General features: G+C 34.6%; 20 protein-coding genes and 8 tRNA genes. 24 read left to right on the top strand and 4 right to left on the bottom strand.

Going from position 1 to position 20,733, the window contains the following annotated elements:
- The first annotated feature begins 4 nt into the window (after nucleotides 1–4).
- From rph to DES36_RS00135, 11 genes are all read left to right on the top strand, one after another.
- Nucleotides 5–727: a ribonuclease PH gene (rph, locus tag DES36_RS00185; RefSeq protein WP_113919202.1), complete on the top strand. Its 723-nt coding sequence runs from the start codon at nucleotides 5–7 to the stop codon at nucleotides 725–727.
- 176 nt (nucleotides 728–903) lie between these two features.
- A complete protein-coding gene (locus DES36_RS00180; protein WP_113919201.1) occupies nucleotides 904–1,497 on the top strand; it encodes an XTP/dITP diphosphatase in 594 nt (197 codons plus the stop codon).
- Nucleotides 1,494–1,967 carry a metallophosphoesterase family protein gene (locus DES36_RS00175; protein WP_113919200.1) on the top strand — a complete coding sequence of 158 codons (474 nt, stop codon included), beginning with the start codon at nucleotides 1,494–1,496 and terminating at the stop codon, nucleotides 1,965–1,967. The genes DES36_RS00180 and DES36_RS00175 overlap by 4 nt, the downstream gene beginning before the upstream one ends.
- Before the next feature lie 275 nt (nucleotides 1,968–2,242).
- Nucleotides 2,243–2,316, top strand: a tRNA-Gly gene (locus tag DES36_RS00170).
- A 14-nt stretch (nucleotides 2,317–2,330) separates the two neighbouring features.
- Nucleotides 2,331–2,407 (top strand) — tRNA-Arg (locus DES36_RS00165).
- Nucleotides 2,408–2,428: 21 nt separating this feature from the next.
- Nucleotides 2,429–2,504, top strand: a tRNA-His gene (locus tag DES36_RS00160).
- A gap of 20 nt (nucleotides 2,505–2,524) precedes the next feature.
- Nucleotides 2,525–2,600 (top strand) — tRNA-Gln (locus DES36_RS00155).
- 47 nt (nucleotides 2,601–2,647) lie between these two features.
- Nucleotides 2,648–2,723 (top strand) — tRNA-Lys (locus tag DES36_RS00150).
- Nucleotides 2,724–2,736: 13 nt separating this feature from the next.
- Nucleotides 2,737–2,820 (top strand) — tRNA-Leu (locus DES36_RS00145).
- 397 nt (nucleotides 2,821–3,217) lie between these two features.
- Nucleotides 3,218–4,369: a trans-sulfuration enzyme family protein gene (locus tag DES36_RS00140; RefSeq protein ID WP_113919199.1), complete on the top strand. Its 1,152-nt coding sequence runs from the start codon at nucleotides 3,218–3,220 to the stop codon at nucleotides 4,367–4,369.
- Between the two features lie 237 nt (nucleotides 4,370–4,606).
- Nucleotides 4,607–4,681: transfer RNA gene (locus DES36_RS00135), tRNA-Gly, on the top strand.
- 219 nt (nucleotides 4,682–4,900) lie between these two features.
- Here DES36_RS00135 and DES36_RS00130 read toward each other — a convergent pair.
- Nucleotides 4,901–4,977, bottom strand: a tRNA-Arg gene (locus DES36_RS00130).
- A gap of 225 nt (nucleotides 4,978–5,202) precedes the next feature.
- Here DES36_RS00130 and DES36_RS00125 point away from each other — a divergent pair.
- Complete coding sequence (locus DES36_RS00125) at nucleotides 5,203–5,859, top strand: peptidase associated/transthyretin-like domain-containing protein (protein WP_113919198.1); 657 nt, start codon at nucleotides 5,203–5,205, stop codon at nucleotides 5,857–5,859.
- Between the two features lie 110 nt (nucleotides 5,860–5,969).
- On the top strand, nucleotides 5,970–6,986 hold the full coding sequence (locus DES36_RS00120; protein WP_113919197.1) for a GGDEF domain-containing protein: 1,017 nt from the start codon (nucleotides 5,970–5,972) through the stop codon (nucleotides 6,984–6,986).
- 216 nt (nucleotides 6,987–7,202) lie between these two features.
- Here the strand turns inward: DES36_RS00120 and DES36_RS00115 are convergent, their stop codons facing one another.
- Nucleotides 7,203–7,454: a hypothetical protein gene (locus DES36_RS00115; RefSeq protein WP_113919196.1), complete on the bottom strand. Its 252-nt coding sequence runs from the start codon at nucleotides 7,452–7,454 to the stop codon at nucleotides 7,203–7,205.
- Between the two features lie 124 nt (nucleotides 7,455–7,578).
- Here DES36_RS00115 and uvrC point away from each other — a divergent pair, with 124 nt between their 5' ends.
- From uvrC to DES36_RS00090, 5 genes are read left to right on the top strand one after another with little or no spacing between them, the layout of a single operon-like run.
- Complete coding sequence (gene uvrC / locus DES36_RS00110; RefSeq protein ID WP_113919195.1) at nucleotides 7,579–9,405, top strand: excinuclease ABC subunit UvrC; 1,827 nt, start codon at nucleotides 7,579–7,581, stop codon at nucleotides 9,403–9,405.
- A 31-nt stretch (nucleotides 9,406–9,436) separates the two neighbouring features.
- Nucleotides 9,437–10,351, top strand: a complete 915-nt coding sequence (gene hprK / locus DES36_RS00105) for an HPr(Ser) kinase/phosphatase (protein WP_113919194.1) — start codon at nucleotides 9,437–9,439, stop codon at nucleotides 10,349–10,351.
- A gap of 9 nt (nucleotides 10,352–10,360) precedes the next feature.
- Nucleotides 10,361–11,080 (top strand): phosphatase, encoded by a 720-nt coding sequence (locus DES36_RS00100; protein ID WP_113919193.1) that lies wholly within the window; start codon nucleotides 10,361–10,363, stop codon nucleotides 11,078–11,080.
- A gap of 36 nt (nucleotides 11,081–11,116) precedes the next feature.
- Nucleotides 11,117–11,638, top strand: coding sequence for a peptidylprolyl isomerase (locus DES36_RS00095; protein ID WP_113919192.1), 522 nt, complete (start codon nucleotides 11,117–11,119; stop codon nucleotides 11,636–11,638).
- Between the two features lie 58 nt (nucleotides 11,639–11,696).
- The gene (locus tag DES36_RS00090) at nucleotides 11,697–12,557 is read left to right on the top strand and encodes a DegV family protein (RefSeq protein WP_170128112.1); all 861 of its coding nucleotides are present in this window, start codon (nucleotides 11,697–11,699) and stop codon (nucleotides 12,555–12,557) included.
- Nucleotides 12,558–12,668: 111 nt separating this feature from the next.
- Here the strand turns inward: DES36_RS00090 and DES36_RS00085 are convergent, their stop codons facing one another.
- Nucleotides 12,669–14,012, bottom strand: coding sequence for a glucose-6-phosphate isomerase (locus DES36_RS00085; protein WP_113919190.1), 1,344 nt, complete (start codon nucleotides 14,010–14,012; stop codon nucleotides 12,669–12,671).
- 110 nt (nucleotides 14,013–14,122) lie between these two features.
- Here DES36_RS00085 and DES36_RS00080 point away from each other — a divergent pair, with 110 nt between their 5' ends.
- A complete protein-coding gene (locus DES36_RS00080; protein WP_113919189.1) occupies nucleotides 14,123–14,959 on the top strand; it encodes a DegV family protein in 837 nt (278 codons plus the stop codon).
- Between the two features lie 93 nt (nucleotides 14,960–15,052).
- Here the strand turns inward: DES36_RS00080 and mreB are convergent, their stop codons facing one another.
- Entirely contained in the window at nucleotides 15,053–16,108 is a 1,056-nt protein-coding gene (gene mreB, locus DES36_RS00075) for a rod shape-determining protein (RefSeq protein ID WP_113919188.1), read from the bottom strand.
- A gap of 186 nt (nucleotides 16,109–16,294) precedes the next feature.
- Here mreB and acpS point away from each other — a divergent pair, with 186 nt between their 5' ends.
- From acpS to DES36_RS00050, 5 genes are all read left to right on the top strand, one after another.
- Entirely contained in the window at nucleotides 16,295–16,678 is a 384-nt protein-coding gene (gene acpS / locus DES36_RS00070) for a holo-ACP synthase (protein ID WP_113919187.1), read from the top strand.
- 1 nt (nucleotide 16,679) lies between these two features.
- On the top strand, nucleotides 16,680–18,188 hold the full coding sequence (locus DES36_RS00065) for an NAD(P)H-hydrate dehydratase (RefSeq protein WP_113919186.1): 1,509 nt from the start codon (nucleotides 16,680–16,682) through the stop codon (nucleotides 18,186–18,188).
- A gap of 126 nt (nucleotides 18,189–18,314) precedes the next feature.
- Nucleotides 18,315–19,376 carry a histidinol-phosphate transaminase gene (hisC, locus tag DES36_RS00060; RefSeq protein WP_113919185.1) on the top strand — a complete coding sequence of 354 codons (1,062 nt, stop codon included), beginning with the start codon at nucleotides 18,315–18,317 and terminating at the stop codon, nucleotides 19,374–19,376.
- 77 nt (nucleotides 19,377–19,453) lie between these two features.
- A complete protein-coding gene (locus DES36_RS00055) occupies nucleotides 19,454–19,687 on the top strand; it encodes a hypothetical protein (protein ID WP_113919184.1) in 234 nt (77 codons plus the stop codon).
- Nucleotides 19,680–20,648 carry an NAD(P)/FAD-dependent oxidoreductase gene (locus DES36_RS00050; RefSeq protein ID WP_113919183.1) on the top strand — a complete coding sequence of 323 codons (969 nt, stop codon included), beginning with the start codon at nucleotides 19,680–19,682 and terminating at the stop codon, nucleotides 20,646–20,648. The genes DES36_RS00055 and DES36_RS00050 overlap by 8 nt, the downstream gene beginning before the upstream one ends.
- Nucleotides 20,649–20,733: the final 85 nt, after the last annotated feature.

The raw sequence follows: 20,733 nt of genomic DNA, 5'->3' as shown, positions 1-20,733 counted from the left end.
AAAAATGCAAAGATACGATAAGAGAAAATACGACGAGTTAAGAAATATAAAAATTACAAAGGATTATACGAAACATGCAGATGGATCTGTATTAATTGAGTTTGGCGATACAAAAGTAATTTGTACTGCTATGGTAGAAGAAAAAATTCCAATTTTTTTAAAGGGACAGGGGAAAGGTTGGATTACGTCAGAGTATCGAATGCTTCCTAGCTCGACAGTGACGAGAAAAATCAGGGACTCTAGCAAGGGAAAAGTAGATGGCAGAAATATGGAGATTCAGAGATTGATTGGCAGAACTCTTCGGTCAATAATTAATTTAGAAAAATTAGGAGAAAGGACTCTTTGGGTAGATTGTGATGTCATTCAAGCAGATGGAGGTACAAGAACGGCTTCTATTACTGGTGCATTCGTTGCAATTATGATTGCTGTAAAGAAATTAAAAGATGCAGGACGTATTAAAGAGCTTCCATTAGACCATTTTGTAGCGGCTGTAAGTGTAGGTGTAGTACAAGGTCAACCATTACTAGATTTGTGCTATGAAGAGGATAGTAAGGCAGAAGTAGATATGAATGTAGTAATGACAGAAACAGGTCAATATGTGGAAATTCAAGGTACAGGAGAAGCCAGACCTATGAGTAAAGAGGAATTAAGCACTCTCTTAACTTATGCAGAAAAGGGAATCATGGAATTAATCAATCTTCAGAGAAAAACTCTTATGGAACAATAGTTAAACAATTGATAAGGGAAAGTTGGACTGTTGGAAAAGTATAGCTTCATACATCTATGCTGTTATCGTGAGGAGCTTGCGACGAACGATCTTAAATCACATCTTCTTTAGGCGATATGATTTTTTCAGCATTCCGCTTTCAGCTTTTTCCACCCTATCAAAAAAGGAGTGAACCAATGAAAATCGTTATTGCTACAGGAAACGAACATAAGAAAGACGAAATTAAGGCTGTACTTGGAAGTAAATTTAATGTAGTAACTATGAAAGAAGAAGGGATTTATGTAGATATTGTGGAAGATGGTACTACCTTTGAAGAAAATGCCCTTATAAAAGCAAGAGCTTTAAAAGAGTATACTGAAGATATCATTTTAGCAGATGATTCTGGCTTAGCGGTGGATACCCTAGACGGTAGACCTGGTGTATATTCTGCCAGGTACGCGGGAGAAAATGCTACAGATGATATGAATAATGAAAAGCTATTATCCCAGCTTAAACATGTGCCCATGGAAAATAGAAGTGCTAAATTTGTATGTATTATGGCATTGATTCTTCCTAATGGAGAAGAATATCTTTTTAGAGGCGAGTGCAAGGGGTATATTGACTTTACATTAAATGGGCAAAATGGATTTGGATACGATCCATTATTTATTGTTGATGGATTTAAGAAAACATTTGGAGAGCTTTCAGCGGAAGAAAAGAATAAAATTAGTCATCGAGCATTAGCATTGGACAAGTTAACAGAAATGCTAATGAAGAACGAGGGAATATGAAGATATTAGTTTTTAGTGATAGTCATGGAAATTTGTTTAGAGCGAAAAAGATACTTGAAATATGTAAAGATGTGGATTTGATTTTTCATTTAGGGGATAATGTAAGAGATGCTATAAAAATTCAAGAGATGGTATCCTGTCCAGTTAAATATGTAAAGGGCAATACAGATTTGTGTGAAGGACCATTGGAAATTATCGAAGATATATGCGGAAAGAGATTCTTTTTGACTCATGGACATCAGTATAGAATAAAATTAGATCTAAACAATTTATATTACGCTGCTCAAGAGAAAAAAGCGGATGTGGTTTTGTTTGGCCATAGCCATGTGCCTTATCAGGAGATAGTAAATGGAATTTTATTCTTAAATCCTGGAAGTATTGGTGACAAGAGATGGCAACCTAAAGAAACATATGGAGTTATTGAAATTACAGAAAGTGGGCTATTAGAAGCTAGAATTTTAGACGTATAATAAGGGAACGAGTAAAACGTTCCTCTCAGTCCTTTAAAGATAAGTATATATTGATAAGAAAAAAGATTGAAAAAAGAGTAGGAAAAGTGTTGACTTAAATCTTATCCTGTTGTATACTAATGCTTGTCCTTAAGAAATAGATGACTTCCGACTTTTGGAGACAAAACATAATTATAAAAAAACAAAAAAGTTCTTGACTCCAAAAACAGAACATTGTATAATAAATGAGTCGTCAATCGAAATAAGTCGAAAAATAAAAAATAATATCTAACTATGCGGGTGTAGCTCAGTGGTAGAGCCCTGGCCTTCCAAGCCAGTCGCGAGGGTCCGATTCCCTTCACCCGCTCCATTTTTTCAAAGCATGCGCTTGTAGCTCAGTAGGATAGAGCAACGGCCTTCTAAGCCGTGTGCCAGGGGTTCGAATCCCTTCAAGCGCGCCATCCAACAAAACTAAAGATATGGTGAGCGTAGTTCAGTGGTTAGAGCGCCAGATTGTGGTTCTGGATGTCGTGGGTTCAAATCCCATCGCTCACCCCATAGAAACTCAAAAATAATATTGGGGTATCGCCAAGTCGGTAAGGCACCAGATTTTGATTCTGGCATGCGTAGGTTCGAGTCCTGCTACCCCAGCCAAGTAACATGTAACAATAAAAGAATGAACATTGAGCAGTAAGAAATACGATCCATTAGCTCAGTTGGCAGAGCACCTGACTTTTAATCAGGGTGTCCCGCGTTCGAGTCGCGGATGGATCACCATTTTAAAATTTGTGCGGATGTGGCGGAACTGGCAGACGCGCTAGACTTAGGATCTAGTGTCTATGACGTGCAGGTTCGATTCCTGTCATCCGCACCAATAAAAGCATCTTCGTTGTTCGGCGAGGGTGTTTTTATTTTTTTTGGAAATTAAATATAAAAATGACAGCAATCAAACCTTGAAAATGACGAAATTGTGAAGCATTTATTTCTGCCATCCGTACTAATAAAAGCATCTTCGTTGTTTGGCGAGGATGTTTTTTATTTTTGAAATCAGAATATAATGATGAAGGAATCAAATCTTCAGAAGGATGAGGAAATATATATTAAGAGGTAAGATAGTATATTGACATAAAAGTGAAGCTATTTTTGTCCTTGACAAAAGAATCCAAAGATTATATTATAATCAATAAAATATATAAAACATATAGAAATAATATGCTATAAAACAAAACGATTTTATACCCAACAAATTAAAGAACAAAAGGTGATCAAAAATGCAGAACAAAGAGTTTAATGTAGATACATTAGTCGTTCATGGAAACAAATCTTATGAGGAAAAGACAGGTGCCATCAGTTTTCCTATATACCAAAGTGCTACTTTTCGCCATCCGAATTTTAACGAATCTACAGGTTATGATTATTCTAGGCAACAAAATCCTACTCGAGAAGAAGTAGAATGTGTTGTAGCAAATTTAGAAAAAGGAATCCGTGGATTTGGTTTTTCTAGTGGTATGGCAGCTATTACAACGGTATTAACCCTATTTAGACCTAAAGACCATATTGTTGTTTCAGAAGACTTATACGGTGGGACTTATCGTATTTTTGAAGAGGTATTTAAAAACTACGGACTAGAGTTTACTTATGTGGATACGAGTAATATTGATTCTGTTAAAGAGGTGATTCAAGAAAATACAGTTGCTATTTACATTGAAACGCCTTCTAATCCAATGATGAGAGTGACAGATATTAGAGAGATATCTAATATTGCCCAAGAAATAAATGCTCTGCTTATCGTAGATAATACCTTCTTGACGCCATATTATCAAAGACCACTACAATTAGGTGGAGATATCGTAGTTCATAGTGGAACAAAGTATCTAGGTGGGCATAATGACACCTTAGCTGGTTTTTTAGTAGTAAAAGATGAAAAACTTGCTGCTCAAATTGAGCTACTTCAAATGACATCAGGAGCCGTACTGTCTCCTTTTGATAGTTGGCTTATTATTAGGGGAATTAAAACATTAGGAGTTCGTTTAGAAAAGCAACAAGAAAACGCTTTGCAAATTGCAAAATGGCTAGAAAAGCACGAAAATATTGAAAAGGTTTATTATATTGGACTTGAAAATCATATAGGATATGAAGTAAATTTGAAACAAAGCAGTGGCTTTGGAGGAATGATTTCATTTACAGTAAAAGACCCTTCAATGGTAGAATCGATACTTCGCAATATTAAGTTGATTATGTATGCTGAGAGCCTAGGTGGAGTAGAAACACTAATCACATATCCATTAAAACAAACCCATGCAGCTATACCAGAAGAGATTCGAAACAAATTAGGAGTAAATGATAGACTCATTCGTCTGTCTGTAGGAGTAGAGAATGTGTCTGATTTAATAGAGGATTTAGAGCAGGCTTTGAGTGTTTAGAAAGTTGGAAAGATTAATCTAACCTCCAACTTCTCACCTGTAGTGAACGACGCTGCGTCGTTCACTACGGGTGACTTTATGTCAAAAATCTCTTTAGTAATTTAGCTCTTTTTAGTTTTATAATTAACTTCTTAAAATATTTTCTTAAAAAAACAAGATAAAGTCTTGCATTTTATTCTAGATATGTTATAATGATATTCGTTCCTAAGAAAAAGGACAAGAACGTAAATGATATATGCGAAAGTGGCTCAGTGGTAGAGTATCGCCTTGCCAAGGCGAGGGTCGCGGGTTCGAATCCCGTCTTTCGCTCCAAATGATTATACAGGACTCTTATGAGTTCTTTTTTATTTATAGAAAAATAACAAAAGCCCAATCCGATAATGGAAGGGGCTTATTTTATTGAAAAATGAAAAATGAACACTGAACATTGAACAATACAAATATGCGACACTTTTTAAGCAGTTTGTCATATATATTGTAAATTATTCATAGTTCACTGTTCACTATTCATTGCGACGCAAGTCGCATATTTGGCGCGCCCTGAGGGACTCGAACCCCCAACTTTTTGATTCGAAGTCAAACGCTCTATCCAATTGAACTAAAGGCGCGCAGTTTCAACAACATATATTCTAACACTAATTGCAATCCTTGGCAATGATTATATTTATTTTTATAGAAATTGTCTCAAGCGATGGATTTGTTTGCTATAGCTTGTTTTTATGAACCTTGTCCCCTTATACATGGATTAGTCATAAATCGGTTATTCTTAAAATAATAATAATATAAAGTTATTCGTCATTTTTTTTAAGTTTTTTTAATGGAGGTACGGTAGAATGAAGATAAAACAATTATTTGTTTTGCTAATAGCATTAGTCTTATGCAGTTGTTCTGTACAAAAGAATCAGGAGAACCTTATTTCTATAAAGGGCAAGGTTTTATTAAATGTTAAAATAGCTAATGAAAAATTTGATATTCATCTTCGAGAAGCGGATAGCGATGAAGTTGTGGCTGTCTCAAATGTAGACGAAAATGGAAATTATTTTCTTACTATTACGCAAGATGGAAACTATATTCTTTCAGCAGTAAATGCGAATGGGAAAGAGTATAAAAGTAGTTATGTGTCCTTTTCTATAGAAGAACAGCGTATATCTTCTGATTCTGATTTTACATTAATTGTTTCTGATAAAGTGTTAGATAAAACAAATAATCTCAAAAAGAAGGAGCCTCTAATAGTAAGTGGATATGTTGAATACCCGGTTGAACTAAATCATCTAGAGATCAAAGTTTTGCTCTGCAAGAAAAAAAATGAAAAGCCTATTCGAGTTTTTACAGTAGACAAATTTGGAAAATTTGAAATGTCAAATATTTCCAATGGTATATATTATCTATGTGCTCAAAGCTCAGAGGAAAATATATCCTTTTGGCTAAAGTTAGAAATAGAAAATGAAGAGATTAAAAATGAAGGCGAGTTAAAGTTAATATTAAAATAAGTAAAATTTTATATCTTTGCTTTCTAATGCTATAACTAAAATATTAGATTGATATTAATAAATTTTATTAGGAAAAAAGCTTTCATTCTGAACGAAGGGATGGACTATGGGTGAAGAGGGAGTTTTGTGAAGGTATATTGAATGAATTGCCTATTGCATGTGCTTGTATTAAAGTAACACGAGATCAGAGGAATGAATTTTGTGATTTTGAATATGTAAATGTAAATAATGCTTTCGAAGATATTACAGGTTTAAGAAGAGAGAAAGTATTACATAAAAAAATGAGTTTAGTAGGCAATAGTGAGTTCTCTAAAAATGGTATAGAGTGGATCCATTTGTGCAAAGAGTTCATTCAAAAGGGACAAAGTATAAACATAGAACATTATTCTAAAGATTTGAATTGTTGGTTTCGCTTAGGGGTAAAGAACTTATCTTGGGATTCAGAGCATATTTTGTTGTATCTTGAAGATATTTCTGTTGAAGTACAAAAATTAAAAGAGTTAAAGCAAGAGGCAGAAATCTATAAATATATGAGTTTTCACGATTCACTGACTAAGCTCTACAATAGAGCCTTTTTTGAAGTGGAACTAAAGAGATTATCAACAGAAAGAGAGCTACCTCTTAGTGTAATTATGGCTGATGTAAATGATTTAAAATATACTAATGACAACTTAGGTCATCATATAGGAGATCAACTTCTTCAGAAGACAGCAGAGGTATTAAAATCTTGTTGCCGTGAAGGAGATATTATCGCAAGGGTAGGCGGCGATGAGTTCAAGATATTGTTACCTAAAACTAGTCATAAAGATACAGAAAAAATCATCAGTCGGTTAATAAGGACTTGTAATATAACTTATGTAGAAGCTAGACCTCTTTCTGTTTCCTTTGGTTGGGCAACAAAGATGACAGATTATGAAGATATTGAACAAATTCAAAGAAAAGCAGAAGAAAATATGTATGACTACAAATTACGCCTTAAAGAGAATGTTCTTAAAGAAGATGTAAAGATAAAAGTGTATAAAAGTGCGAATCGCACTTTAGCCATCAGCGATAAGCCCCCAGCCATCAGTGCTAGGGTCAAGTCTCTTGGGTCAAAGATTAAACCCCTGCATATAAAGATGACTTAAATAATAATTAAAGTAGAGAATAAGATTTTTTTAGCATAGAACAAAGAGAGATTTATAGCAATCTCTCTTTGTTCTATAATAGGCAAGTTGCACTTTTGACACTGGCTCCTGCCCAGTTATCCTGAGTGTAAGCGAAGGATCTTGACCCAAAAGGAATACTCTAATGCTAGGGACTAAAGACTAGGACTAGCGACTAATGCGTCGTACGCACTTTCATTAACTAGGAATATAATTTAATTTTTTATATTGTTTTGCAGTGCGATATACTTTTTCTAAGAGTTCTTTACCTAATTCTATGGCTTCCTCTTCAGATATATCTAAGCGAACCTCTCTTGTTTCGAGCAAATCAAAAGGCGAATTGATAATATACTTTTTCAAGCTGTATCCTCCAAAAATTTTCTTTTGAATTCGAACCTCATACTGATCATTCGTTAAGATCGTTAATCCTAATTGTCTTATTAATTTCATAGAATCCCTCCAGCAATCATGTTCTTAAAATTTAAATTTATGTTATTATATATATACCTTCTATCACTTTAATAAAACCAAAAAATTTCATAATAGTACTTATTATATTAATGGGAGAAAAATAATGATTGATAAAAACAAATTAAAAGACCTTCCCGAAAATCCAGGTGTTTACTTAATGAAAGACGAAAATGGGAAGATTATATATATTGGCAAGGCTCGAAACTTAAAAAATCGAGTAAGGCAGTATTTTAATGCTTCAGAAAAGACTATAAAAGTTGCAACAATGGTAGATCATATAGCTGACTTCGAACTTATTATAACTGATACAGAAATGGAAGCTCTGATATTAGAGTGTAATTTAATCAAAAAAAATATGCCTCGTTTTAATATTTTGTTAAAGGATGACAAAACGTATCCTTATATAAAAGTGACTACAAATGAAAAATACCCCAGGGTAATCTTGACTAGGGAAGTAAAAAAGGATGGGGCAAAATACTATGGGCCATTTACCAATGTTTATTCTGTAAGACAAACAGTAGAATTATTAAACAAGCTCTATTCTTTAAAAAGATGCTCTAAGAAGTTTAAAAATGGAAAAGTAGAAAGACCTTGTTTAAACTACCACATCAAAGAGTGTCCAGGCATGTGTCAAGGTAATGTGTCTGTTGAAAAATATAATGAAAGTATACAAGAAATCATACAAATTCTCAATGGAAAATACGAAAATATTATTCACAAATTAGAGAAAGAGATGAAGGAAGCATCTCAAAATTTAAATTTTGAGCGAGCAGCAAAAATACGAGATCAAATTAATGGAATCAATCATATTACCGAAAAACAAAAAATTGTATCCAATTCTGATGAGGATCAAGATATCATAGGCTTTTATGGTGAAGATTTTACCTACTGTATACAAGTATTCTTCATTCGAAAGGGAAAGATATTAGGAAGGGAAAACTTCTTCTTTGCTGATATTTACAATGAACAAGAGTTTTTATCGGGATTTATGAAACAGTTTTACCACAGTACATCCTTTGTTCCCAAGGAAGTTATCGTGCAGAGAGAAGTAGATGATGGGGATATTATTGAAGAATGGTTGAGCAAAAAAAGAGGAAGTAGAGTATCTCTTAAAGTACCTCAGAGAGGGAGTAAAAAGGACTTAATCCATATGGCTACGGACAATGCAAGGCTAGCCCTTGAAGACTATAAACACAAGATGACTATGAATAAAGTAAAACAGGATATGTCCTATAATTGGCTTATGGAAAAGCTTTCATTAAAGGAGAAGCCTAATAGAATAGAATCTTACGATATTTCCAATATATCAGGAAGTGATAGTGTTGGCTCTATGGTGGTTTACGAGGGGCTTAAACCAAATAAAAAAGCCTATAGGAGATTTCGGATTAAGAGCATAACAGGACAAAATGACTATGGCAGTATGCAAGAAGTCCTCTTTAGAAGAATAGAAAGGGGTGTGAAGGAGCTAGAGATAGGTCAAGATGGGAAATTCTTACCTTTCCCAGATATTATCCTACTAGACGGAGGTTTGGGGCATATAAATGCAGTAAAAGATATATTAGCTCATTACCCTACTATAAATATCCCTATCTGTGGCTTGGTAAAAGATCACAGACACAAGCTAAGAGCCCTCATTTATGAAGGCGAAACCATTGAAATTCCATTTTCCACACCTATATATTATTTGTTAAACAGCATATCTGAAGAAGTTCACCGTTTTGCCATTACGTATCACCAAAAAATTAGAGGTGACAATATGTTGGCTTCAGAGCTCAATAATATACCTGGAGTTGGTCCAGTAAAACGCAAAGCTTTATTAAAGTATTTTAAAAGCGTAGATAATATTAAAAAAGCGTCTACAGAAGAACTTTTGCAGATTGATGGAATAAATGATAAAATAGCAAGGAATATAGTGCAACATTTCCAGTAAAAGTTTGTACTAAAGTTGAAAGGTGAGAAAAATGTTTCTTAATGAATTTTGCGATAATTTAGATTTAGAAATTGTCTATGATGGAGACTGCAAAGAGGTTGCCATTACCAATAGCAGTATAAATAGGCCTGGTTTGCAGCTATACGGATTTTATAATCACTTTGATGAAGACCGGGTACAAATTATTGGTAAAGTGGAAGACAGCTATTTGAGACATCTCTCACATGAAGAGAGAAAAGAAAAGATCTCCACCTTTTTCTCTTATTCCTGGCCTTGTTTGATTATAGCATGGGATATTGAGAATGAAGGATTTCTAGAGGCTGCTAAAAAATACAATAAAATTCTCTTAAAATCTAAACTAAATACTATGAAGATAATGATGAAGACCATACAGTATTTAGACGACTATTTAGCGCCTACCGTTTCTATTCATGGCGTATTAGTTGATGTCTTTGGTATTGGTGTGCTCATTACAGGCTCAAGTGGCGTTGGAAAAAGCGAAACAGCTCTAGAGCTCGTCAAAAGAGGTCATCGCTTGATTTCTGATGATGTAGTTGATATTAAGAAAGTAAGTGACAACAGGCTTTTGGGTACTGCCCCTGAACTTCTAAAACAATACATGGAGATTAGAGGCGTTGGGATTATTGATGTTCGAACATTATACGGTATTGGTGCAGTAAAAGAATCTGTTGATATCGAGATGTGTATTCACTTAGAACATTGGGAAGCAAAATCCTATTACGACCGATTAGGTATCGACAATCAATATATGAATATCTTAGGTGTAGACATTGATAAAGTAACGATTCCTGTTACGTCAGGACGAAATTTGGCTATTATTATAGAAACTGCGGCTCGAAATAATAGACAAAAGGCCATGGGAATTAATTCAGCCCAAGATTTTTTAGATAAGGTAAATAAAGCAACGGGTAATAAAGAGGAGTGATAATAGGAAATGAATATTGAATTAGATACACATACCCATACGGTAGCAAGTCTACATGCGTATAGCACCATAACGGAAAACGCTGCCGAGGCTGCTCGGAAAAACTTGAAGCTAATCTGCATGACAGATCATGGTCCATTACTACCAGGAGGACCTCACGAGTATTTCTTTGGTAATATGAGAGTTCTACCAAAAGAAATTCATGGAGTAAGAATCCTAAAGGGGATAGAAGCAAATATTAAAAATACTGATGGGGATTTAGACTTACCAAAGTATTTAGAAAACAGAATGGAAATCGTATTAGTTGGCTTACATGAGGGAGTATTAATGCCTGGAACAAAAAAAGAAAATACGAGGGCAGTAGTAAAGGCAATGAAAAAAGAATTTGTAGATATTCTTGTTCATCCTGGAAACCCAGCTTATGAACTAGATTATGATGATGTGTTTAAAGCGGCGAAGGACACTAATACCTTTATTGAAATTAATAATAGTTCCTTTTTAGGTAGTAGAAAGGGAAGTAAAGATAATTGTAGAATGATTGCAGAAAAGTGCAGAGACTATAAACTACCGATTTCTTTAGGTAGTGATGCTCATTATAGCACTTATGTAGGTGAATTTTCTGTTGTAACGAAACTGTTAGAAGAAATTCAATTACCTGAAGAATTGATTTTAAATACTAGTGTAGACAAATTACTAAATTATTTAAAGAATAAAGGAAAGAATATATAAATCTTTCTTAATATAATGAAACGAGGAGATGAATCTATGGAAAAGAAACCAGTAGTCACAATAACCATGAACAATGGTGATGTAATGAAAGTGGAGTTGTATCCAGAAATGGCACCAAATACGGTAAGGAATTTTATCAGTTTAGTCAACGATAAATTTTACGATGGACTAATCTTTCACAGGGTTATAAAAGGATTTATGATTCAGGGGGGATGCCCTCAAGGAAGTGGCATGGGCGACCCAGGATACTCTATAAAAGGCGAATTTAATGGCAATGGATTTAATAACGATCTAAAACACGATAGAGGCGTCATTTCTATGGCAAGAGCAATGAACCCTAATAGTGGGGGCTCACAATTTTTTATCATGCACAAAAATTCTCCCCATTTAGATGGTCAATATGCTGGTTTTGGCAAAGTGGTTGAAGGCATTGAAGTAGTAGATCAAATAGCGGATGTACAAACTGGTTTTAATGATAGACCAACAGAGGATGTAGTAATAAAAGAAATGACTGTAGATACTTTTGGCGTGGAATACGATTTGCCTGAAAAGATGTAAATGCAAGACCCCTCTAGAGGGGTTTTTACATAAAATGGGATCGAGAGGAAGCGAACATATGGAAAATGTGAAGATTATTACGGATAGTGCTAGTGATTTACCTAAGGCGCTTGTTGAGCAATATGATATTGATGTATTGCCATTAGCTGTTATTGAGAATAGCATGCAATACAAAGAAGGCGTAAGTATTACGCCAGAGGAAGTCTTCAAGAAAATGCGAGAGGGAACTACTTTTACCACTTCTCAAGTGACTTCACATGATTATTATCTAAAATTTGAAGAATATATTCTAAAAGATCGACCTTGTATCTATATTGCCTTCTCAAGTGAATTATCTGGGTGCTATCAGGCTTCTATCCTTGCAAAAAATCAACTTATCCAGGAATACGGCGAAGAAAAATGCAAAGTAATCATTGTTGACACAAAAAGTGCATCCCTTGGCTTTGGTTTGATTGTCTTAAGGGCAGCAGAAGAAGCAAAAAAAGGAAAAGACTTAGACGAGATTAGAGATATCGTTATAGAAAAATCTTTAAAGATGGGTCAAGTCTTTACTGTCTTTGACCTAAATTACCTTCATAAAGGTGGTAGACTTAAAAAGAGTGCAGCTATACTAGGAAATCTACTAAATGTTTATCCTATACTCCACGTGGAAGAAGGGAGTTTAAAGCTTTTAGAGACTGCAAGAGGGCGAAAAAAGCTATACAAGAGGATGTTTGAAATCATAAAGGACACAGGTTATGACCTAAAAAATCAAACCGTAGGTATTATCCATGGAGATAATGTAGAAGTCGTCGACGAATTAAAAGACATCTTTAATGAAAAGTTTCAAACAAGCAAGTTTATTACCAGATCCGTAGGAGCAGTCATAGGAGCTCATACAGGACCTGAACTGATTGCACTTTTCTATGATAAAAAATGACATCCTGGGGGATGTCATTTTTTATAGCAATCAGCGTCCAGCAACCAACATTCAGTTTTAATAGCGACCTTGGTAGCAAAGTTCTGATTGCTAATAGCTGGTGGCTAGTATTTATTTGCTAGCTGCTTTATTCTTGAGTTTTTCTCCAATCTCCTCGTAACCAGGCTTTCCTAATAAGCCGAACATATTCTTTTTATAGGACTCTACTCCTGGTTGATCAAAAGGATTCACCCCTAAAATATATCCGCTTAGTGCGCAAGATTTTTCGAAGAAGTAAATCAATTTCCCTATTGATCGTGGAGTTAAATCTGGAATATTAATCATCATATTAGGAACATCGCCATCTAAATGAGCGTATAAAGTGCCTTTCATCGCTTGTTGATTGACGTAGTTCATGCCTTTTCCTTTTAAATAATTTAAACCATCTAAATTATCATCATCCATAGGCACCTCTAAATCAATTTCCATTTTTTCGATATTAATGATGGTCTCAAATAGATTTTTTCTTCCATCTTGAATAATTTGACCAAGAGAATGAAGGTCCGTAGAAAAATTCACAGATGCAGGAAATATTCCCTTTTGATCTTTTCCTTCACTTTCTCCATAAAGTTGTTTCCACCATTCCGAAAAATACTGCAAATTAGGTTCGTAATTGACTAAAATTTCGATATCCTTACCCTTTTGGTACAGTATGTTTCGAATTGCAGCATAAGTGTAACAAGGATTATCCATATTTTCGCCGCTAAACTCTTTTACGCCTTCTTTAATGCCTTCTAAAAACTCATCTATGTTAATTCCAGCGCATCCAATAGGAAGTAAGCCTACTGGAGTACATACAGAGTATCGTCCACCTATATCGTCAGGGATGACAAATGAAGTATAACCTTCGTTATCTGCCATAGTCTTAAGGGCCCCCTTTTGAGCATCTGTAGTTACATAGATTCTCTTTGCAGCTTCTTCTTTACCGTATTGCTTAATAAGTATATCCTTAAAAAATCGAAAAGCAATTGCAGGTTCTGTTGTAGTACCTGATTTTGAAATCACATTGACACTAAAATCTTTACCTTTTATGATATCAAATAAATGTTTTAAATAGGTAGGGCTTATATTTTGACCAGCAAAGTAAACTTTAGGTGTCTTTCTTTCTTGTTGATCTAATTCATTGTAGAAGGTATGAGTAAGAGCCGTAATAACAGCCTTTGATCCAAGATAAGAACCACCTATTCCTATTACAATGAGTACCTCTGAATTTTTTTTGATTTTTTCAATAGAATCTTTTATCTTTTCAAGTTCTTCGGTATTTATATGATCCGTATAATTCATCCAGCCAAGAAAACCATTTCCAGCTCCAATGCCTTCCTTTAATAACTTGTCCGATACTTGGACTATAGGCAAGATATTCTCTAATTCACGCTCTTCAATAAATGAATTTGTACAATCAATGTAATTTGACATATTTATTCCTCCATTTTTGTATATAACATTCTGTGCATTTATATTATAACTGCTTTTTATTTAAAAAACATAGCGAATATGATAATATTAACATAAAGAGGAGGTTAAACATGGATTATAAAATTGTTGTAGGAAGTAGTTGTGACTTTGACGAAAAGTATGGAAGGGAGATACATCATTCAAAAGTACCTTTTACAATTAATATAGATGGAAAAGATTATGTAGATGATGAGAGTTTTACGGGTGAGAAGATTGTTCAAAAGATGAAAGAATCGATTAGCGCCATAAAAACAGCGTGTCCTTCTCCTAATGAATTCTTAGAAAAGTATAAGGGCGATGAAAATATTTTTGTAGTGACAATTTCATCTAAATTAAGTGGTACGTACAATAGTGCTATGACTGCAAAGAAGATGTACATGGAACAATTTGAAGATAAGGCAATACATGTCTTTGACTCCTTAACTGCTGCTATTGGAGAGACCATGATCGCTATAAAAATTAAAGAGTTAATTGATGAAGGGGATGGAGTAAAGGATATTGTTTCAAAGGTGGAGCAGTATATATCTGAATTAAAGACAATATTTGTCCTAGATAGTTTAGATAATCTTATGAAGAATGGTCGATTAAGTAAATTAAAAGGAAGATTTGCACAATTTCTTCACATAAAGCCCATACTCTCAGAAGATGGCAATGGTGAAATCAAAATGATTGATCAAAGTAGAGGGTCTAAAGGAGCTTTAAAGAAATTAGTCGATCAAATAGAAAAGCAAGGTGTTGTTAGTGAGAATAAGAAGTTAGGAATTGCTCATTGCAATGCTTTAGAAAGAGCTTTATATGTAAAGAAGCTCATTGAAGAAAGATACAATTTTAAAGAGATTATCATTACAGAAGCCAATGGCTTAAGTGCAGTTTATGCAGATGATGGTGGAATTATCATCGCATATTAGTTCTAAGATGTAAGTTCTAAGTTCTAAGTAAAAGCATTATAGTCACCATGGGTGACTTAAATAACATAGAACTTAGAACGTAGAACATAGAACTTACTCTTCGGTGGTTTTATCAAGGTCTTTTCTACTAATATAGGGGCTGTATTCTATGACCATATTGTGAATAGTATCGATATGATCTAATAGTTTTCCTAAACCATTTATCGTTGAATACTCTGGGGAAGGAACGATTGAAGCCTGTATGCCTAATTCCTGGTAAAGCAGTTTGTCTAAGTTTCTTAGTTGGGCACCTCCGCCTGTTAACATGATGCCATTAGAGAGTATATCTGCTACGCTTTCTGCAGGGCAGCTTTCTATAACCGACTTAATACTAGAACATATCTTTTCAATAGGGATTCTAATTGCTTCATAAATCTCTTGATTGCTCATATTGAGATTAATCGGAAGCCCACTTGCTAAATCTTGACCTATGATTTCCATAAACTGTTCTTTTTCGATGATTACATTTGCCAATTGAATTTTTAAATGTTCAGCAGTTAATTCGCCAATTTCTACATTATATTCTTTTTTAATGTATTGGATAATGGCTAGGTCAATATCATTGCTACCTACTTTAATAGATTCTTCAGCTAGAATACCGCCTAAAGCAATAGCGGCAATATCTGTTGTGCCACCACCTATATCTACTATAAAGGATACTTTAGGTTTGAATATATCTTCTCCTAAGCTGACGGCATCTGCAATCACATCTTTAACAAGAACAACTTTTTTTGCCCCTGATTCGTGAATAACTTCTTCTATGCCCCTGCTTTCTACTTGAGTGATCATACTTGGGACACCTACGAGGACATAAGCCTTTGCAAAGGCCTTAGAAAAGCGATTGCCCTCTTTAGTGTGATCAATCATCATTTTTAACATTCGAATAGCAATGTCAAATTTATCGATACTACCGTATTTTAAAGGTCTTATAACGCTGATATTTGTAGGAGTTTTTCCAATCATTTGTTGGGCCTCATTACCTACGGTTAATACTTTGTTAATATTATTGTCTATTGCCACTACAGAAGGTTCTTGAAAAATAATTCCCTTTTCTTTTGAATGGATTAATGTATTAGATGTGCCAAAATCTATTGCGATGAGTTTATTCATATGGACTCTTTCCTTTCGAAAAATAACAGTACTATTATTCTTCCATTATTTAAAGAATTTATAACTTTTATGAGCAATCTGCCTCGAATAAATAGAGACAATCTGCGTCGAATAAATTGAAGCAAAATAATCTACATATACAAATTTATGATATAATGACTTATATTTATATATAGGAGATATGAGATGATTTGTGGAACAGGTATTGACATCATTGAAATAGATCGAATTAGAAGGGCTGTTGAAAGACATCCTACTTTTTTATCCAAGCACTTTACCGAGGTGGAGAATCTTTATTTTATGTCTAAAAAAAATAATCCTCAATCTATAGCTGGATATTTTGCAGCAAAAGAGGCGGTTAGCAAAGCACTTGGCACGGGTTTTCGATTTTTTCGGTTTACAGATATTGAAATAGAAAAAGATTCTTTTAATAAGCCTTCTATAAATTTATACGGCAATGCAAAAAAAATTGCTCAGGAAAAGAATATTGACAATATTTTCTTATCCATTTCTCATTGCAAAGAATATGCTATTGCCAATGCTATTGCTATAACAGAAAGGTTGGGATAAAATGAAAATCTTATCTACTAATGAAATGAAGAGAGCGGACGCTTTTACTTGCCAACTTAAGGGGATTACATCTACAGAATTGATGGAGGAAGCTGGAATAAGGCTTTATCATTGTCTTCTAGAAGAGAGAGAGCTTAGTTTGAATGAGGACAAGATTGTCGTACTTTCTGGTGTGGGAAATAATGGCGGCGATGGACTCGTTATTGCTCGTTATCTCCTAAAGGATGGATTTGATGTCAATGTAATCCTAATTGGAAATCTTTCGGCTATGACCGTAGAAACAAAGGAGAATCTAGACAGGCTTATTACATTAAGTGCAAAGATTTTTTATTATAAAGACGAAAGGTTTTATTCTGAATTTGAAAGAATTATCGATAAGTCTACATTAATTATAGATGGAATCTTCGGTATTGGCTTAAATAAAGAAATTAGAGGGGGTTTTCAAAAAGCTATTGAAAAAGTCAATCAAAGTACTGCATATGTGGCGAGTATTGATATTCCATCTGGATTAAGAGGAGATAATGGTAGAATAGCTGGGACTTGTATAGAAGCAAACTTGACTATGATCGTAAACAATTATAAAATTGGCAATTTACTAAATGATGCTAAAGATGTTCAAGGAAAAAAGGTTTTATTAGATATCGGTATTGTAGAAGATGAAAACAAGTCGAACAAGTACTACCTAGACCCTTCCTGTCTGCTGCCAATGCCAAAAAGAAAAAACAACAGCCATAAATACAATTATGGCAGTGTACTTGTTCTTGGTGGTAGCGACTTCATGACAGGAGCACCTATTATGAGTGCATATTCTGCTTTGCGTACAGGCTCTGGTTTATCGACCGTTGGAATCCTAAATAAATACGTTCACAGAATGAATAATATTCATCCAGAAATCATGATTAGAGGCTACGAAGGAGAAGCTGAGCTTTTGGAACTTCTCGTCAAGAAAAATGTTATTGCATTTGGGCCAGGTTTAGGGAGAAAAGACTCCTATGGTCCATTGTTAGAGATATTAATAGAAAAAAAGATTCCTATGGTAATCGATGCAGACGGAATTTATTATCTTCAAGCCATACTACAAGAGGGGAAAGATTATAGCCATATAATCATTACACCTCATGCAGGTGAATGTTCAAATTTATTAAAGGTAGACTGCGATACGATTGCCAATGATTCTGTAACTTATGTTCAACAGCTCGCAGATAAATTTGGAATGACTGTTGTCTTAAAAGGTCCTTGTACGATTATAGGTAATAGAGAAGAAATTTATTTTTGCGAACAAGGAAACCCTGGAATGGCGACAGCAGGGATGGGAGACATACTTACCGGAATCATTGCAAGTTTAGCTGGTCAGGGTTTTGCACCTCTTGAGGCCGCTAAAATAGGCGTATATCTTCATTCATTATGCGGAGATTTATGTGCTAAAGACCTAGGACAATACTCTATGCTTTCTACTGATTTGTTGAAGTATTTACCTTTAGCTATAAATACATTATTACCAAGAGAATGACCCAGAGTCTGTAAAATAGCCGCTAGGAAACTAAGCCTAAAGTGACCTAAGAGGAATGCATAAGCACTAGTGACTAGCGGCTGGTAGTTGATGATTAAGATCATATAAGAAAGTTGAGTGGTGTAGATGAGCAAATTTTGGAGTGAGTTGGCAAAGAGCTTAGAACCGTATACTCCTGGAGAGCAGCCTAAAGATAAGAAATATATTAAATTAAACACAAATGAAAATCCATATGGACCATCCTCTAAGGTAATTGAAGCTCTAAAGGATGGAGCAAATGACAATTTAAAATTATATCCAGATCCTAATGGCGATGAGCTTAGAAAAACCATTGCAGATTATTATGGATTAAAGGATGAACAAGTCTTTCTTGGAAATGGATCCGATGAAGTTCTAGCCTTTTCCTTTATGGCTTTTTTTAACCCAAATGAACCTATCCTTTTTCCAGATATCACTTATAGCTTTTATAAGGTCTACTCCAATATATACAATATTCCTTATGAAGAAGTGAAACTAAATAAAGATTTTTCTGTTCCAATAAATAAACTGCATCATTCAAAGGGTGGCGTGATTCTTCCTAATCCTAATGCGCCTACGGGCATATGCCTTTCTCTAAAAAGCATCGAAGAGATACTACAATTTAATAAAGAAAAGATAGTGATAATCGACGAAGCTTATATTGATTTTGGTGGAAATAGCGCAGTAGGGTTCATTGATCAATATCCAAATCTTTTGGTCGTTCAAACTCTATCCAAATCTAGATCTTTAGCAGGTCTTCGAGTGGGTTTTGCTTTAGGTCATAAAGATTTGATTTCAGCATTAAATTATGTAAAAAACTCTATCAATTCTTATCCTCTTGATCGCCTAGCATTATGTGGGGCTGTGCAGGCTATAAAGGATGAAGAATATTTTCAAGAAACAAAAAATAAAATTATAGAAACACGAGAAAAAGTAAGTCAAGAACTAAAAAGTATGGGTTTTCTAGTAATCCCATCTTTAACAAATTTTATTTTTATGAGTCATACTAAAATACACGCAAAAGAACTGCTTTATTCTTTAAGAGAGCGAGGCATATTAGTAAGACATTTTAATCATGCTAGAATTGATAATCACCTAAGAGTTACAATAGGTAGTGAAGAAGAAATGAATACTTTTATCCGTATTTTACGAGAAATTGTCCCTGTCTAAGTCTTATAAGGTAAACAAAGTTCTCCCATTGGAATATATTAATAGGAAATGATATACCCAATGAAAGGATGAATAAAGTGGATAAGAAAAGAACTTTAAATTTGTATGGATTCGGTTGTACTCCAGCCATGGAAAGAGTGATTAGTGCCGTAGATACGATGTCCCATGATGAAATCTTAATCGTCAATTGTGATACTTCTTGTGTGTCCGGAAAAATTAGGCGAATGTGTATGGAAAAAAACTACCGTTTAGAAATATACAGAATAGATAAGAATACTATGAGATATATTATTTCATTTCACAATGAATAATACAATATATGATGTTATTATCATAGGTGGAGGCCCAGCAGGTTTAACCACGGGAATATACTGTGGTCGAAGCGGACTAAAGGTCCTAATTATAGAAGAAGATCTTATTGGTGGTTTAGCCAATAAGAGTTATCACATTGGAAATTATCCTGGGTTTCCTGGTGGAGTCAATGGCGTCGATTTAATGGATGAGTTCTATGAGCAAGCCTTTCATTCTAGTGTACAATTTCAATATGAATCTGTACAGTGTTTGCATATGAATGAATCAATCAAATTAGTAGAAACCAATAACAATGCCTACAAGACGTGTGCAGTGATTTTAGCCACAGGTGGTCGGCCTAAAAGAGTTGGAGCTATCAATGAAGAACATTTTATTGGGAAAGGTATCTCTTTTTGCACCGTTTGTGACGGCGCTGACACAAAGGGTAAAAGAGTGCTGGTAATTGGAACAGGAGATAGCGCAGTAGATCAAACTACTTTTCTTGCACAATTTGCAGAATCTGTTGTGATTTCTAGTATCAATCCCATAGGTCAAATGGATTGTAGTGATAAAGACAAATTAAAAATGTTGCCAAAGGACAAAATTCAATTCCTTTGGAATACGAGAGTATATAAGTTTTTGGGAGAAGATCATTTAACTAAAGCAATATTGCAAGATCAAAATACAAAAGAGTATTTTGAAATGATCTGCGATTACTGTTTTGAATTTATCGGATTCACGCCGAATACTCACTTAGTTAAAGATTTCGTGCATATAGACAAAGAAGGTGGAATCATTACAAATGAAAAAATGGAAACATCTTGCCCAGGTCTATACGCCATAGGCGATGTAAGAAAAAAAGTGCTCAAACAACTAACGACAGCAACAGCCGATGGAGCTATTGCGGCGAATGAAGTGAGAAAGTATGTGGAACAGGTGAATAAAGGTGGTCGGGTGGTCGGGTGGTCGGGTGGTCAGTAAAACCTAAAAGCGTAAAATCCTTCGCTTAAAGCCTCAAGGGTGAGATATACAGTAACTAGGGTTAAAAGCAATGTGCCCTCGGCAC

It is taken from the genome of Alkalibaculum bacchi (assembly GCF_003317055.1).
Lineage (GTDB): Bacteria > Bacillota > Clostridia > Eubacteriales > Alkalibacteraceae > Alkalibaculum > Alkalibaculum bacchi.
The sequence above is the reverse complement of the archived record's forward strand: the minus strand, read 5'-3'. Positions and strand labels throughout refer to the sequence as shown.